Genomic DNA, 14523 nt, shown 5'->3' on the forward strand with positions numbered 1-14523 from the left:
GGTGCAAAGATCGAGCGCCGCCCGCACGGCGCATCGCGAGCTGCGCTCGCTCCTACGTTTGTTTCGGGCCAGTAACGCCTGTGCCAGGCGCGCGACCGCCTGCTTCGTACAACGCGATATTCAGCCATGCGCCAAAGCGTACGCGCGCAAATCCCGCAGGCATAATTGGCCCGAAACAAACGTAGGAGCGAGCGCAGCTCGCGATGCGCCGCGCGGGCGGCGCTCTATCTCAAAGGCGCCGCCGCTATCGAAGGCGAACGCCTCCAAAATTTGCTTTTCCGAATACCTGTTCCATGAACTACCTGTTCCCCCTCACCGCCATCCTCATCTGGGCCGGCAACACCGTGGTCACCAAGATGTCCGCCGTGTGGCGCAACCGCGCGGCGATCCGCCCGCACCTGGGCAAGGTGTTCGTGCTGGGGGTGCTGGGCATGGCGATGTACCAGAGCCTGGCCTATTTCGCCGCCGGCATTACCAGCGCCACCAACATGGGCATCATCCTCTCGCTGATGCCGCTGATGTCACTGGCACTTTCCATCGCCTGGCTGGGCCAGCGCCTGAGCTACGGTGCCCTGCTGGGCGCAGCGGTGTCGTTCTTTGGCGTACTGGAAGTGGTCAGCGCCGGCCATCCTGCCAGCCTGCTGGCGCACGGCCTGAACAGCGGTGACCTGCTGATGCTGGTGGCCACCCTGGCTTACGCGCTGTACAGCTTCCTGCTGAAGAAATGGCAGCTACGCCTGCCGCCCCTGCAGTTGCTGTACCTGCAGGTGCTGGTGGCCATCGTCGTGCTGCTGCCGTTGTTCCTGCTGTCGGACAAGACCGGCCTGAACAGACACAACATCGGCCTGGTGCTGTACGCCTGCGTGCTGGCCTCGATGATCGCGCCGCTGGTTTGGATGCAAGCGGTGCATCGTCTGGGGCCAAGTCGCACCACGCTGTTCTTCAACCTGCTGCCGGTTGTCACCGCAGTAATCGCCGCCGTGGTGCTTGACGAACAACTGGCCCGCTATCACCTGGTCGGCGGCTTGCCGACCTTGGCCGGGGTGGTGCTGGCCGAGCGATGGACCACGCCCATTCGCCGCTAAAGGCCTGCAGCCTTGAGCCGGGCGGCATGTTCAGTGAACAGCCGCACCGGCTCTGCACCTTTGCCCACGGCGCCGAGCGACTGGTTGACGATATCCAGATGGTCCAACGGGTAGTCGTCGCCAATCACCTGGCCCAGGTGCGAACTGAAACGCCCGACCATGCCGTCACATTGGCCCTTTTCCTTGACGAAACTGCGCGCGAACAGGCGGCAGAATCGGTTGCTGCCGTCTAAGCGGTTGCGCCCCTGGTCGGTCAGGCCGGGCTGCAAGGTGCCGGACCAAGAGTAATAGCGCACACCATCGACTTCATACGCCCCTTCCCCACCCCAGGTCTGCGGCAGGCCCTGTGGATAAACCTGGTTGAACAGCGCCACCCCGGCGCTGGTCAGCGACTGGTGCGAGGCATGCACATCCACCGGCAGCGGGTCGCGGCGCCAGCCGGTTTCCAGCCACACCAGCAACACGGCAAAACCATGCAATACGGCCTTGAGAATACGACCCTGAGGGGAATCGCCCGGTGCCGTGCGTTCCAGGTGGTCAGCCAGCTCGGAACCATGGTTGGGGCCAGCCACCGAGGTGACCGAAGCCACCCGATCCGGCCGCTTGGCCGCAGCGTAGCGCGCACTCAGCGCACCCTGGCTATGGCCGATGAGGTTGACCTTGGCGGCGCCGGTGCGCTGGCAAATGTCTTCGATGATCGCCAGCAACTGATCGCCACGCACTTCACTTGAGTGCAGCGGCGAAACCTGCACCGGAAACACCCGTGCCCCACCCTTGCGCAGGGCCGGCACGATGCCGAACCAGTACGGGTAGAGCACCAACCGGACAAACCCGAGCATGCCCGGCACCAGCACCAACGGGTATCGCGTGGCCAATTCCTGCTGCATTGCCCCAGCCCCTTTCCGTGGACGACCGGCCAACACTACAGCGGCCATCATGACCATCGCAATCGAACTCCGGGCGCGCGCTGTGGTTCCAAACCACACAGACCCTTTGCACGGAGCGGGACCATGTACAAGCAGACCCTGGCAATTCTTCTGGCAAGCGCCACCCTGGCCGCCTGCGGCAGCCGCCCGGAAAACCCGGTGGACTACGTCACCTACCGCGACGAGCCGCTGGTCAAGCAAGTGGAACACGGCATGACCATGCAGAAGGTCATCGCCATCGGCGGCAGCCCGTCGAACGTGATCGACCTGCCGCACGGGGGCACCTGCAACGACTACATCCTCAACCGCGACGGCAAGCAGCAGCCCTACTACGTGCGCTTCGACGCCACCGGCCATGTCGACGCCAAGGGTTTCAAAACCTGCAAACAACGCCAAGAGGACAGCGACGCCTTGCATGGCGCCTGAGTCCCCCCCTCATCTACCGTCCTGACCCGCCTGGAGATAACCATGAGCAACGTTGAACTGACCGATGTGCAAACCCTGCGCGAGCGTGCCCGCCAGCATGTCGAGCAAGGCGCGGTGACCGAAGGCTACAACGCCGACCGCACGGAGATCCTGCGCCTGCTGAACGAGTCACTGGCCACCGAACTGGTCTGCGTGCTGCGCTACAAGCGCCACTACTTCATGGCCAGCGGCATCAAGGCCAGTGTGGCGGCCAGCGAGTTTCTGGAGCATGCCAACCAGGAAGCCGAGCATGCCGACAAACTGGCGGAGCGCATCGTGCAGCTGGGCGGGGAGCCGGATTTCAACCCGGATAACCTGAGCAAGAATTCCCATGCCCAATATGTGGCGGGTAATTCGTTGAAGGAGATGGTGCTGGAGGATCTGGTGGCCGAGCGGATTGCCATTGATAGCTACCGCGAGATCATTCAGTACATCGGCGACAAAGACCCGACTACGCGGCGCATCTTCGAGGACATCCTGGCGCAGGAAGAAGAGCACGCGGACGACATGTCCGATCTGTTACAGGGGCTGTAATCGCAAGGGGCTGCTTTGCAGCCCATCGCGACACAAGGCCGCTCCTACAAGGGATCGCATTCCCCTGTAGGATCGGCCTTGTGTCGCGATAGGCCGCACAGCGGCCCCCTGCTATTTCCGCCCTTTCACCGCCGCCGGCGCCTTGCCCGCCTTCATTTGCTGCAACAACGGCGTGCACTGGTTAGGATCATCCCCGCTGCTAGGCGCAATCAGCGCCAGCAACCCCGCCGCCGGGCCGGCCACGACACCGAGCGCCACCATTCCCGCACCGCGTAGCGCCAACGGCAGCGCCTGTACACCTGCGCTGGGCTTGGCAAACGGCCCGCGCACATACAGCGGCGAGCGCAGCGAGAACAGCCGCAGCCCTTTCGATTCTGGCGTGATTTTCAAGTCCAGCTGCTCGCTGGCGAAATTGGCCGTACCGTTGATGTAGATAATGGCGTTCTCGGTATCGAAGATGAACAGGCGCGTTGTGGCCAGGCCATCTTTAATCCCCACATCCGCCGCCGCACAATTGATTTTCACATCCTCGTCACCAAACAGTTTGCCGACCACGTAGTTGCCCACATTCAAACCGGCAATCTCCATCAGGCTGCGACTGATGGCGCCATCGTTGATCAGCATGCGCAGGTCACCATTGGCCGTGCCCAGCAAAGCCGCTACCGAGTTGCCACGGCCGCGGATGTCAGCATCACCGTTCAGCTCGCCAAAGCTGGTCTGCATCGGTGCAAAGGAAGGGAACAGTTGCTTGAGCTTGAAACCACGTGCAGTCAGCTGGGCATGTCCCTGCAATGGCACGTTGCGCCCGTCCAGGCGGATCTTTGAGGCCAGGTTGCCGCCCGCCACGCCAAACCGCAGGGGCTCCAGGCGCAGCAGGCCGTCCTCCAGAATCACGTGGGCCGACAAGTCATTGAACGGCAGTTGCGCGCTGTGCACGATGCGCTTGCCCGCAAAGGTGACATCCGCGTCCATGGCGCGCCAGCGCTCGGTGCGGAACTCTTCCACCGGCAGCACCTTGCCGGTCGGCTGTTTGCTGGCACCGCCACGGGCCTTCTGTTCGGCGTTGGAGTCGGCACCGATCAGCGGTGCCAGGTCCTTGAACAGCAACTGGTTCGAAACCAGGTTGCCCGACAGCTTGGGCCGTGGCTGGCTGGCGACGAAGGCCAGGTCACCGTGGATATCACTGTCACCGATCTTGCCGTTGAAGCCCCGGTAGTTGAATGTCGCCCCTTGCGCCGCGTGGAGGTTGGCGTTGAGGCGGCCGTCAGTGGAGTAGGCCGGGGTGTCTGGCAGGGTCACGCCGGTCAATGGATAGAGGTTACCCAGGCTGGCGCCGGACAAGCGCAGGCGCAGGTCGAGGGCACCGAGGTTGCGTGGATCGGTCAGGGTACCGGCGAGCACCACATGGGTATCGGCAATCCGCACGTCGGCCTGCAGCGGGAACGGCTGGCTGGCGTCCTGCAAGGCCAACAGGCCGCCGATTTTGCCAGTGCCGGACACCGGCTGGCCCTTGTAGCGGCCCTGGGCCTTTAGCCCGAAGGCGTAGTCCTGGGCACCACCGGCTTTCTCGGCGCTGGCCTTGCCGACGATTTCGCTGAACGGGATCGGCTTGCCCAGCGGGTCGATCTGCACCTTCATGCTGGTATGCAGGGTCTGGTCGTCGAAGCTGACATTGCCCTGGTCGAAACCGATGGCGCCGATGTCCAGCTGCCATTTTGAAGGTTCTGCGTTTTCGTCCTTTGGCCCGAGGTCAAAGGCCCAGTTGGCCCGGCCATCGGCCAGGCGGGTGAGGCTGGCCGTAGGTTTGGTGAGGTTGATGCGCGGGATGCTGATCTGCTGGAACAGCAACGGCAACGGCGCCAGGCGGAACTCGACACGCTCCAGGCCGACCATCTTCGGCTCCTTGAGCCAGTCGGGGTTGCCCAACGTCAGGTCTTCGGCGATGAAGTGCGGCCATGGCACCCAGGCACGCCAGCCACCTTCCTCGGGGTCGGTATGCCACTGCACGTCAAGGTTGCCATTGATCGCAAAAGGCCGGTGCAGGGCCTCGGAAACCTTCTCGTTCAGCAGCGGCTTGACGCGGTTCCAGTCAAAGGTGGCAATCACAACCACCAGGATCGCCAGCAGTGTCAGCAGGCTGGTGAGAGTCCAGACGAGAATTCTGGCGGGACGCGTCATTGCGGGGTTCTCCTTGCGGCATGGCACAAAACGGGCGCAGCGGTGGCACTTAGTATCTGGGACTGATGAAAACCCGCAGGGTTTTATCGATGGCGCCATGATAGCGAAGTTTTTCCTGGCCTTTTGCTCAGCAATTTGTCGCGCCAGGCCCTACCTGTTACCCGCCCGCAGCAGGGGAAATTCGCCCTACCTATCCCTGAAATGTACGGGATAGAGCCTTTTCAAACCTCTATCAATGCGGTCGATTGTTACCATTACCCGTATGAACTTCTCTCTGGCGTTACGCGGCGTAGCATTGGCTTCGTACCCACTTTCCAGCCCCCGAGAGGAGCACCGACATCATGAAACGCCATCTGCTGACCCTGACCCTGTCCATCCTGGCTGCCAACGCTTTTGCCCTGCCCGCCGCCGAACAACACCTGACCGCTGAGTCGCGCTCCAGCGCTGCCGAAATCGCCCAACCGCTGAAAACCGTAGCCGAAGGGGGTTCTGACCGCCTGATCGAACGCAGTGGCCGTGTCGCCGAAGGTGGCTCTGATCGCCTGATCGAACGCAGTGGCCGCGTAGCTGAAGGTGGTTCGGATCGTCTGGTTGAACTCAGCCGTGTGAGCTGATCGCCATGGTCGAAAAGAACAACTCATGTCACAACGCTTGCTCCCCTCCAGGCCCGGTCATTGACCGGGCTTTGTTTTTTTAACTAGAGTGCCCAGCCTTACCGTCACAGAAGCCCGCACCATGCTGCCGCGCGCCGAACAGAAGCTACAGACCCGCCAGGCCCTGCTCGATGCCGCCTGCCTGCTGATGGAGAGCGGCCGGGGGTTCGGCAGTATCAGCCTGCGTGAAGTGGCAAAGACGGCAGGCATCGTGCCCACCGGGTTCTACCGGCATTTTTCCGACATGGACGCCTTGGGCCTGGCCCTGGTGGCCGAAATCGACACAACCTTCCGTCAGACCATCCGCCTGGTACGGCAAAACGAATTCGAACTGGGCGGCATCACCGACGCCTCGGTGCGCATCTTCCTCGATGTGGTGGCCGCCCACCGCGCGCAGTTCCTGTTCCTGGCCCGCGAGCAGTACGGTGGTTCACAAGCCGTGCGCCAGGCCATTGCCCGCCTGCGCCAGGACATCAGCGACGACCTGGCCACCGACCTTGCGCGCATGAAGCGCTGGCAGCACCTGGACAGCGCCGCGCTGGCGGTGATGGCCGACCTGGTGGTGAAAACCGTGTTCGCCACCCTACCAGAGCTTATCGACAGCCCGGAACCGGGTTATCCACAGGCACTGACGCCGCAGGAAAAGATCACCCAGCAACTGCGCTTCATCTTTGTCGGGGCGCGGCATTGGCAAGGGCTGGGCAACCCACAACCCTAGTTCTGCTACCATGGCGCCCTGCCCGACAGCGACGAGCGCCGAAATGTCCAACCCCCGCCTCACCCTGCCCGAACTGGCCCGCTTCAACCAGCACTTCGCCGAACGCATCGTGCCGCTGTGGCAAGGCCCGGGCTGGAATGCCGACATGGCCCTGCCCTACGAAGCCCTGGATGCCCAGCACCAGCCCTTGCCGGTGCAGCGCTACCGGGCGATGGCCTGCGCACGCCAGCTGTACCTGTTCAGCAGCCGCATCGGGCAACCCGGCGCAGCCGAACGCGCGGCCGCCTTGTTCCGCTCGCTGCAAAAGCATTTCCACGACGCCGAGCACGGTGGCTGGTTCTACAGCATCGACGCCCAGGGCAAGCCGCTGGATCGGCGAAAGGACCTGTATACCCACGCCTTCATCGTCTTTGCCTGCGCGCACTATTGGGGCAAGGTGCGCGAAAGCCTGGTCGAGTCCACCTTGAACGCTGCGCTGGATATTATCGACCAGCAGTTCGCCCGTGACGACGGCCTGTACGAAGCCAGCCTGGGCGAAGACTGGGCCGACCTGGGCAGCGGCCCGCTGCAGAACCCGCAGATGCACCTGGCCGAAGCGTTCCTGCAAGTGCTGGCGGTGCGTGATGATGAACATACCCAACAGTCGCTGCTGCAATTGTGCGAAGCACTGCAAACACACTTCATCGAACCGGCCCACGGCTTGATGCTGGAAAAGCCACGCGGGGCTGTGGATAACTGGTTTGAGCCGGGGCACCAGTTCGAGTGGTTCTACCTGCTGCATACCTCACCGCTGCTGTGTGACACGCCACTGCATGCGTCCCTCGACCGGGCATTCGGCTTTGCCGAGCAGTACGGGGTGAAAGATGCGGCAGTGCTGGCAATGCTGGATGTGGATGGCAAGGTGATCGACGCCACCCAGCGGATCTGGGCGCAGGCGGAGTACCTGCGGGCGCTGGTGCTACGTGAGGCGGGTGAGGCGAAATTGGCCAGCCAGATGCAGGCGCTGGAAGCGCGGTTCCTGCGGGAAGCGGGCTGGTATGAATGCCGGGATGGGGAAGGTAATGTCAGCCGGCATGATATGCCTTCGACTACGCCCTACCACTTGGCGACCTGCCTGGAAGGGTTGCAGCGCCTGGGCTGACGCCATCGCCGGCAAGCCAGCTCCCACAGGTACAGCGCAGCTCCTGAGGATTGCACAATCCTGTGGGAGCTGGCTTGCAGGCGATGGCCCGCAACGCGGCCCCAGTCGTTTAACCGACTGACATTAACCTTTGACCGACCGGTCGATGGAGAACCCTGCCCAATCCTGGCTCACCGGCATCAGCTCCAGGCTATTGATGTTGATGTGAGCTGGCTGGTTGAGGATCCAGAAGATGGTCTCGGCAATGTCCTGCGGCTGGATCGGCTCGGCACCCGCGTAGGTCGCGTCGTACTTGGCCTGGTCCCCCCCGAAGCGCACCAGCGAGAACTCGCTCTCGCACAGGCCCGGCTCGATGTTGCTCACCCGCACGCCAGTCCCGCGCAGGTCGCAGCGCAGGCTCAGCGAGAACTGGCCAACGAAAGCCTTGGTGCCGCCGTACACATTGCTGCCCGGGTACGGGTAGTTGCCCGCCACCGACCCCACGTTGAGGATCGACGCCCCACGGCCGTGGGCGATCAGGCGTGGCAGCAGCAGCCGGGTGGTGTACATCAGGCCCTTGATGTTGGTGTCGACCATGGTTTCCCAGTCGTCCAGGCTGCAGTTCTGCGCCGCATCCACGCCCAGCGCCAGGCCGGCGTTGTTCACCAGGCCGCGCAGCTTGTCGAAGCCGGCCGGCAGGGTGGCGATGGCCTGTTCCATGGCCTTGCGGTCACGTACGTCCAGCACCAGGCCATGCACTTCGGTCTTGGCCGACAGTTCCGCGCACAGGGCGTCCAGGCGCTCCTTGCGACGGCCAGTGAGCACCAGTTTCCAGCCGGCCTCGGCAAAGCGGCGGGCGGTGGCCTCGCCGAAACCGGACGTGGCGCCAGTGATGAATACGGTGGACGTCATGCTCTGTTCCTCACGGTAGGTTGTCATGGCAGCTTTGCAGCATGCCCGCGCCGGGCGCTGGCAGCAAGCCGGTCAGGCGGCTGTTCATTTTTTGTTCATCTGCGGCAAACCCTTGCAGCAGAGGGCCCGGCGCCAGCTATGCGCATGTTATCCACAAGGCTTTCCCCACGGATTGGGGGCAACTTGTCCACGGTGCGGAACCCTTTCAGCGCTGCGTGGTCAGTGGATATCTTTTCGATGATGACGCAAGGCTTTCAAGCATGCCGCCTGCAGCGCTCTATCCAAGGTTTTTTCACAGACTTATCCACAAGGCATGCACTGTCATCGAAGTGCTTGCAGGGCTTTGAAAAAACGCGAAAAATCATCCACAAGCACGACATGATCAAAAAATGATCAGACCTCTACAGAGCCTGATATTAAAGGGCTTGAGCGAGATGCCACCATGTTTTCCACAGGCGGTTCCACATTATCCGTGGAAAAGATCCGGCCTGTGGAAAGATGGGCTCGGGAAGGAAAACCGGGGTATGAGGAAACAGGCCCACGGCAAGTTGTCCACATTGAGAATGGGGCCGCTCAGCGGCCCCGAATGAAACTCAGTGCCCGCCAAGGTAGGCGTTGCGCACCTCTTCGTTGACCAGCAACTCCTGCCCGGTCCCGGTCATGCGGATCTGCCCGTTGACCATCACATACGCCCGGTCCGACAGCTTCAGCGCATGGTTGGCGTTCTGCTCCACCAGAAAGATGGTCATCCCGCTCTTGGCCAGCTCGCGCAAGGTCGAGAAGATCTGCTTGACCACAATCGGCGCCAGCCCCAGCGACGGCTCGTCCAGCAGCAGCAACTTCGGCCGGCTCATCAGCGCCCGGGCAATCGCCAACATCTGCTGCTCACCCCCGGACATGGTCATGGCCCGCTGGTTACGCCGCTCCTTCAAGCGCGGGAACAGCTCGTACATACGCTGCATGTCTTCGTCGGCATGCTTGTCGCCGATGGGAATGGTGCCCATCATCAGGTTCTCCTCGACGGTCATGTCGGGAAACACCCGGCGCCCTTCCGGCGACTGAGCGATGCCGTTGGAGGCGATGTAGTGCGACGACTTGCGGGTGATGTCGGTGCCGCGATAAACGATGTGCCCCGACGCTGCCCGAGGCTGGCCGAAAATAGACATCAATAGGGTCGACTTGCCCGCACCGTTGGCACCAATCAGGCTGACCGTCTCGCCTTCATTGATGTGCATCGACACCTTTTTCAGCGCCTGGATCGGCCCATAAAACACGTCCAGGTCCTTCAGTTCGAGAATGGGCGCACTCATACCAGTTCCTCTTCGTCTGCACCCAGGTAGGCGGCGATCACCGTCGGGTTGTGGCGGATGTCTTGCGGGGCGCCTTCGGCAATCACGTTGCCGTGGTCCAGCACCACGATATGGTCGGAAATGCTCATGACCATGCCCATGTCGTGCTCGATCAGCACCACGGTGATGTCGTGCTCGTCCCGCAACACACGGATCATGCGGCTGAGGGCTTCGGTTTCCTGCGGGTTCAGGCCTGCTGCCGGTTCGTCCAGGCAGATGATCTTTGGCCGCGTGCACATGGCCCGGGCAATTTCCAGGCGGCGCTGCTGGCCGTAAGACAACTCGCCGGCCAGGCGGTTGGCGCAGTCCACCAGGTCGACCACTTCCAGCCAGTAGAAGGCGTGGTCCAGCGCATCGCTCTCGGCCTTGCGGTAGGCCTTGGTGTTGAGCACACCGGCCAGCAGGTTGCGGTTGACCCACATGTGCTGGGCCACCAGCAGGTTTTCCACCACCGACATTTCCTTGAACAGGCGAATGTTCTGGAAGGTACGGGCCAGGCCTGCGCGGTTGACCAGGTGGGTGCCGCCGAACATTTTGTAGTACAGGCGGTTGGCAAAGCGCGCCGGCGACACGAAGTCCGCCGCCTGGAAGCGCTCGCCAAGCAGCTGGATGACGTTGGTGTGGCTGCCACGCACGTTCAGCTCGATGCGCCCACCGCTGGCCTTGTAGAAGCCGGTCAGGCAGTTGAACACCGTGGTCTTGCCCGCGCCATTGGGGCCGATCAGGGCGAAGATCTGGTTGCGCTTGACCTTGAGGCTGACGTCGCTGAGCGCCTTGATGCCACCGAACTGCATCATCAGGTTGTCGACCGAGAGAATGATATCGTCGCTCATGGCGCCACTCCTTTACGCGGGGTCACACCGGTACGGCTGATGCGGATCAGCCCACGCGGTCGCCAGATCATCATCAGCACCATCAGCACGCCGAACAGCAGTACCCGGTATTCGGAGAAGCTGCGCAGCAACTCGGGCGCCACGGTCAGCACGAACGCTGCGATCACCACGCCTACCGTCGAGCCCATGCCACCCAGTACGACGATGGCGAGGATCAGCGCCGACTCGAAGAAGGTGAACGACGACGGGTTGACGAAGCCTTGGTAAGTGGCAAAGAACACCCCGGCCAGGCCGGCAGTGGAAGCACCCAGGGTAAAGGCCGAGAGCTTGACCAGTACGTGGTTCAGGCCCATCGAACGGCAGGCGATCTCGTCTTCGCGCAGCGCTTCCCACGCCCGGCCGACCGGCATGCGGGTCAGGCGGTGCTTGATGTACAGCACAGCCAGCACAACGATGAACAGCACCGCGTAGATGAACACGAACTTGAGGTTGGCGTTGTAATCGAAGCCGAAGAACTCGTGAATCGGTACGCCGCCGTCCTTGGCCCGACGGCCAAACTCCAGGCCGAAGAAGGTTGGCGGCGGGGCCGGCATGCCGTTGGGGCCACCGGTGAACGACAGCCAGTTGTTCAGCACCAGGCGGATGATTTCGCCAAAGCCCAGGGTCACGATCGCCAGGTAGTCACCGTGCATCCTTAGCACCGGGAAACCGAGAATACATCCCGCCAGCGCTGCGGCGATGGCCGCCAGCGGCAGTACGCTCCAGAAGCCCAGGCCCAAATACTGGTAACCCAGCGCCAACCCGTAGGCACCAATGGCATAGAACGCCACATAACCCAGGTCGAGCAGGCCGGCCAGGCCGACCACGATGTTAAGGCCAAGGCCCAGCAACACGTAGATCAGGCCGAGGATGACCACGGTCAGCAGGTACTTGTTGGCAAACACCGGGAACACAATGGCAATCACGATCAGCGCGGGGATGATGTAACGCAAGCGCGACTTGTAGTCCGGTGCGTTCACATGCACGCCCGAGCCACCGCTTTCAAAGCCCTGGAGCATGCGCGTGCCTGCAGCGGTCTGCAGGTACAGGCTGAGCAGGAAGCGCCCCAGCATCACCCCGCCCACCAGCCAGGCCACGCGCCGCGGCTCGGCATTGAAGCTGTAGCCGTCGAGCACCACGCCGACGACCGGGCCAAACACTATGAGTGCCAGCAGGCCGGCGACGATGGTCTCCAGCAGGCTGCGTTTAAGGTCGAAACCCTTGGTTTCGGTAACAGCGGCAGTTTTGGCAACGGACATGTTCACACCTTAGCCACGAGCGGGCGACCCAGCAGGCCTTGTGGGCGGAAGATAAGGATCATCACCAGCAGCGAGAAGCTGAACACGTCCTTGTAGTCGGAGTTGATCAGGCCAGAGAACAGCGACTCGGAAATACCCAGGATGATCCCGCCGAGCATGGCGCCAGGCAGCGAGCCGATACCACCGAGCACAGCGGCGGTGAACGCCTTGATGCCGATGATGAAGCCGGCGTAGAAGTCGAAGGTGCCGTAGTTCATGGTGATCAGCACGCCGGCCAGCGCGGCCATGACTGCACCGATAACGAACACATAGGAAATCACCCGGTCGGTGTTGATGCCCAGGATCGAGGCCATCTTGCGGTCTTGCTGGGTGGCGCGGCACATGCGGCCGAGCTTGGTGTACTTGATCACGTAGGTGAGCAGGCCCATGCCGACGAAGGCTGCCACCAGAATGAAGATCTTGGTGTAGGTCAGTTGCACGAAGCCGGTGCCGACTTCGACACGCATGGCACCTTCAAGCAAGGTCGGAACACCTTGCTGGCGGGCACCCTGGCTGATCTGTGCATAGTTTTGCAGGATCAGCGAAATACCGATGGCGCTGATCAGCGGTGCCAGGCGGGTAGAGTTACGCAGGGGTTTGTAAGCGATGCGCTCGATGGTGAAGCCGTATACGCCCGTAACGACGATGGTGAACAACAGCGTGCCCAGCATCAGCAGGGGGAACGACTCGACACCGAAGTAAGCCAGCAATGCCAGGCTGATCGCCGCGAGGTACGCGGAGATCATGTACACCTCGCCGTGCGCGAAGTTGATCATGCCGATAATGCCATAGACCATTGTGTAGCCGATGGCGATCAGGCCATAGACCGACCCGAGGGTCAGGCCGTTGACCAGTTGCTGCAGGAAAATACCATCCATAACGCAATCTCACCTGATTGAGATTGCACGAGCGCCGACCACGGCGCGGGCCACCGGTGCGGGGCCCTCGCAGCGCAGAACTGTGCAGATCTACGAATAAAGACAGGTACCGCGGGGCTTGGGCCCGAGCATCAGCCCGGGCCGTGGGCCGTTGTTATTTTTGTTTTTCCAGCTGGTGGTATTTACCGTCTTTGTCCCACTGGTAGACCACGTAGTCGGACACGGTCAGGTCACCCTTGCTGTCCCACTTCTTCTCGCCCATCACCGTCTTGACCGGGTTGGCCTTGAGCCACTTGGCGGCGTCTTCGCCCTTGTTCGACTTGGCGCCATTGAAACCGGCGGCCAGGGCTTCCAGGGAGGCGTAGGCATACAGGGTGTAGCCTTCAGGTTCGGTGCCGTTCTTGCGGAACTCTTCAACCACCGCCTTGCTGTCTGGCAGCAGGCGCGGGTCGGCGCCGAAGGTCATGTACACGCCATCGACGTATTGCGCACCGCCAGCGGTGGCCACCAGTTCGTCGGTGACGATGCCGTCATCGGACATGAACTTGACGTCCTTCAGGCCCTGCTCACGCAGCTGGCGTACCAGCGGGCCAGCCTCCGGGTGCAGGCCGCCGAAGTAGACCACGTCGGCACCGGTGGAGCGGATCTTGGTCACCACGGCGCTGAAGTCTTTCTCGCCACGGGTCAGGCCTTCGTACAGCACAGGCTTCACGCCACGTTTTTCCAGCTGCGCCTTGGTGGCATCGGCCAGGCCTTGGCCGTAGGTGTCCTTGTCGTGCAGCACCGCGACTTTCTTGCCCTTGAGTACATCGACGATGTAGTCGCCGGCCACGATGCCCTGCTGGTCGTCGCGGCCGCACATGCGGAACATGGCGCTCAGGCCGCGTTCGGTCACCTGCGGGTTGGTGGAGCCCGGGGTGATGGCGATAACGCCGGCTTCGTCATACACCTCGGAGGCCGGGATGGTGTTGGAGGAACAGAAGTGGCCGACCACGCCGATCACCTTGTCCTGGTCGACCAGGCGGTTGGCCACGGCTACGGCCTGCTTGGGCTCGCAGGCGTCATCGCCTTTTACCAGGACGATTTTTTCGCCATTCACGCCGCCGGCGGCGTTGATCTTGTCGGCCGCTGCCTGCGCACCTTTCATGTACTGCTCGCCAAACGCTGCGTTCGCCCCGGTCATCGGGCCCGCTACACCGATCTTGACGTCGGCCTGAACATACGAAGAAACACCCAGTGCTGTAGCCACGGCCAGAGCCAGGAAACCTTTCTTGTAAAACGTCTGCGACATGAGGTGGTGCTCCTAGAGTTTTTTTGGTTGGCACTACAACTTCTCAACCCTGTGCTCAGAGCAAGGGCCGTGCCATAGGGTTTGTCTTCCGGGAAAACAGACTGTGCTGGGCGCCAGCAGGCGACCGGCGGCCTTTTCTTTATTGAGCGTGCAACCGTCTGCCACGCGGCAGGCGCCACCACACGTACAGACAAGGAGCAACCGCCATGTGCCATCATTGCAACCCTGGCAAGTGTTTACGTGC

Annotated in this window: 13 protein-coding genes and 1 pseudogene; 6 read left to right on the forward strand and 8 right to left on the reverse strand. The window is 62.2% G+C overall.

Annotated features, from left to right (window positions below; genetic code table 11):
• Positions 1-293: 293 nt before the first annotated feature.
• Positions 294-1085 (forward strand): DMT family transporter, encoded by a 792-nt coding sequence (locus ACF8R4_RS21850; RefSeq protein WP_392493440.1) that lies wholly within the window; start codon positions 294-296, stop codon positions 1083-1085.
• Here the strand turns inward: ACF8R4_RS21850 and ACF8R4_RS21855 are convergent.
• The gene (locus tag ACF8R4_RS21855) at positions 1082-1972 is read right to left on the reverse strand and encodes a triacylglycerol lipase (protein WP_060498561.1); all 891 of its coding nucleotides are present in this window, start codon (positions 1970-1972) and stop codon (positions 1082-1084) included. The two genes, ACF8R4_RS21850 and ACF8R4_RS21855, sit on opposite strands and share 4 nt — an antisense overlap.
• A 123-nt stretch (positions 1973-2095) precedes the next feature.
• Here ACF8R4_RS21855 and osmE point away from each other — a divergent pair, with 123 nt between their 5' ends.
• The gene (gene osmE / locus ACF8R4_RS21860; RefSeq protein WP_016712236.1) at positions 2096-2437 is read left to right on the forward strand and encodes an osmotically-inducible lipoprotein OsmE; all 342 of its coding nucleotides are present in this window, start codon (positions 2096-2098) and stop codon (positions 2435-2437) included.
• Positions 2438-2479: 42 nt separating this feature from the next.
• Complete coding sequence (locus ACF8R4_RS21865; protein WP_016712237.1) at positions 2480-3010, forward strand: bacterioferritin; 531 nt, start codon at positions 2480-2482, stop codon at positions 3008-3010.
• Between the two features lie 111 nt (positions 3011-3121).
• On the opposite strand, the gene ACF8R4_RS21870 is transcribed toward ACF8R4_RS21865, so the two are convergent.
• Positions 3122-5188: an AsmA family protein gene (locus tag ACF8R4_RS21870; protein ID WP_164525128.1), complete on the reverse strand. Its 2067-nt coding sequence runs from the start codon at positions 5186-5188 to the stop codon at positions 3122-3124.
• A gap of 341 nt (positions 5189-5529) precedes the next feature.
• Between ACF8R4_RS21870 and ACF8R4_RS21875 the strand changes: the two are divergent.
• From ACF8R4_RS21875 to ACF8R4_RS21885, 3 genes and pseudogenes are all read left to right on the forward strand, one after another.
• Positions 5530-5790: pseudogene (locus ACF8R4_RS21875) on the forward strand (phage infection protein); the annotation flags it as partial.
• A 133-nt stretch (positions 5791-5923) separates the two neighbouring features.
• Complete coding sequence (locus ACF8R4_RS21880; RefSeq protein WP_019098907.1) at positions 5924-6559, forward strand: TetR family transcriptional regulator; 636 nt, start codon at positions 5924-5926, stop codon at positions 6557-6559.
• Between the two features lie 43 nt (positions 6560-6602).
• Positions 6603-7700, forward strand: coding sequence for an AGE family epimerase/isomerase (locus ACF8R4_RS21885; protein ID WP_060498563.1), 1098 nt, complete (start codon positions 6603-6605; stop codon positions 7698-7700).
• Between the two features lie 123 nt (positions 7701-7823).
• Here the strand turns inward: ACF8R4_RS21885 and ACF8R4_RS21890 are convergent, their stop codons facing one another.
• The 6 genes from ACF8R4_RS21890 to ACF8R4_RS21915 form a co-directional block, all read right to left on the reverse strand.
• Entirely contained in the window at positions 7824-8591 is a 768-nt protein-coding gene (locus ACF8R4_RS21890; protein ID WP_060498564.1) for an SDR family oxidoreductase, read from the reverse strand.
• A 593-nt stretch (positions 8592-9184) separates the two neighbouring features.
• Positions 9185-9901, reverse strand: coding sequence for an ABC transporter ATP-binding protein (locus ACF8R4_RS21895; protein WP_016712243.1), 717 nt, complete (start codon positions 9899-9901; stop codon positions 9185-9187).
• Positions 9898-10773 (reverse strand): ATP-binding cassette domain-containing protein, encoded by an 876-nt coding sequence (locus ACF8R4_RS21900; RefSeq protein ID WP_019098909.1) that lies wholly within the window; start codon positions 10771-10773, stop codon positions 9898-9900. The genes ACF8R4_RS21895 and ACF8R4_RS21900 overlap by 4 nt, the downstream gene beginning before the upstream one ends.
• Entirely contained in the window at positions 10770-12071 is a 1302-nt protein-coding gene (gene livM, locus ACF8R4_RS21905) for a high-affinity branched-chain amino acid ABC transporter permease LivM (protein WP_060498566.1), read from the reverse strand. Before livM ends, ACF8R4_RS21900 begins: the two co-directional genes overlap by 4 nt.
• 2 nt (positions 12072-12073) lie before the next feature.
• A complete protein-coding gene (locus tag ACF8R4_RS21910; protein ID WP_014592581.1) occupies positions 12074-12988 on the reverse strand; it encodes a branched-chain amino acid ABC transporter permease in 915 nt (304 codons plus the stop codon).
• A 154-nt stretch (positions 12989-13142) separates the two neighbouring features.
• Positions 13143-14279, reverse strand: coding sequence for a branched-chain amino acid ABC transporter substrate-binding protein (locus ACF8R4_RS21915; RefSeq protein ID WP_060498567.1), 1137 nt, complete (start codon positions 14277-14279; stop codon positions 13143-13145).
• Positions 14280-14523 lie beyond the last annotated feature (244 nt).

The organism is Pseudomonas sp. FYR_2 (assembly GCF_043106425.1).
GTDB classification, from domain to species: Bacteria; Pseudomonadota; Gammaproteobacteria; order Pseudomonadales; family Pseudomonadaceae; genus Aquipseudomonas; species Aquipseudomonas monteilii.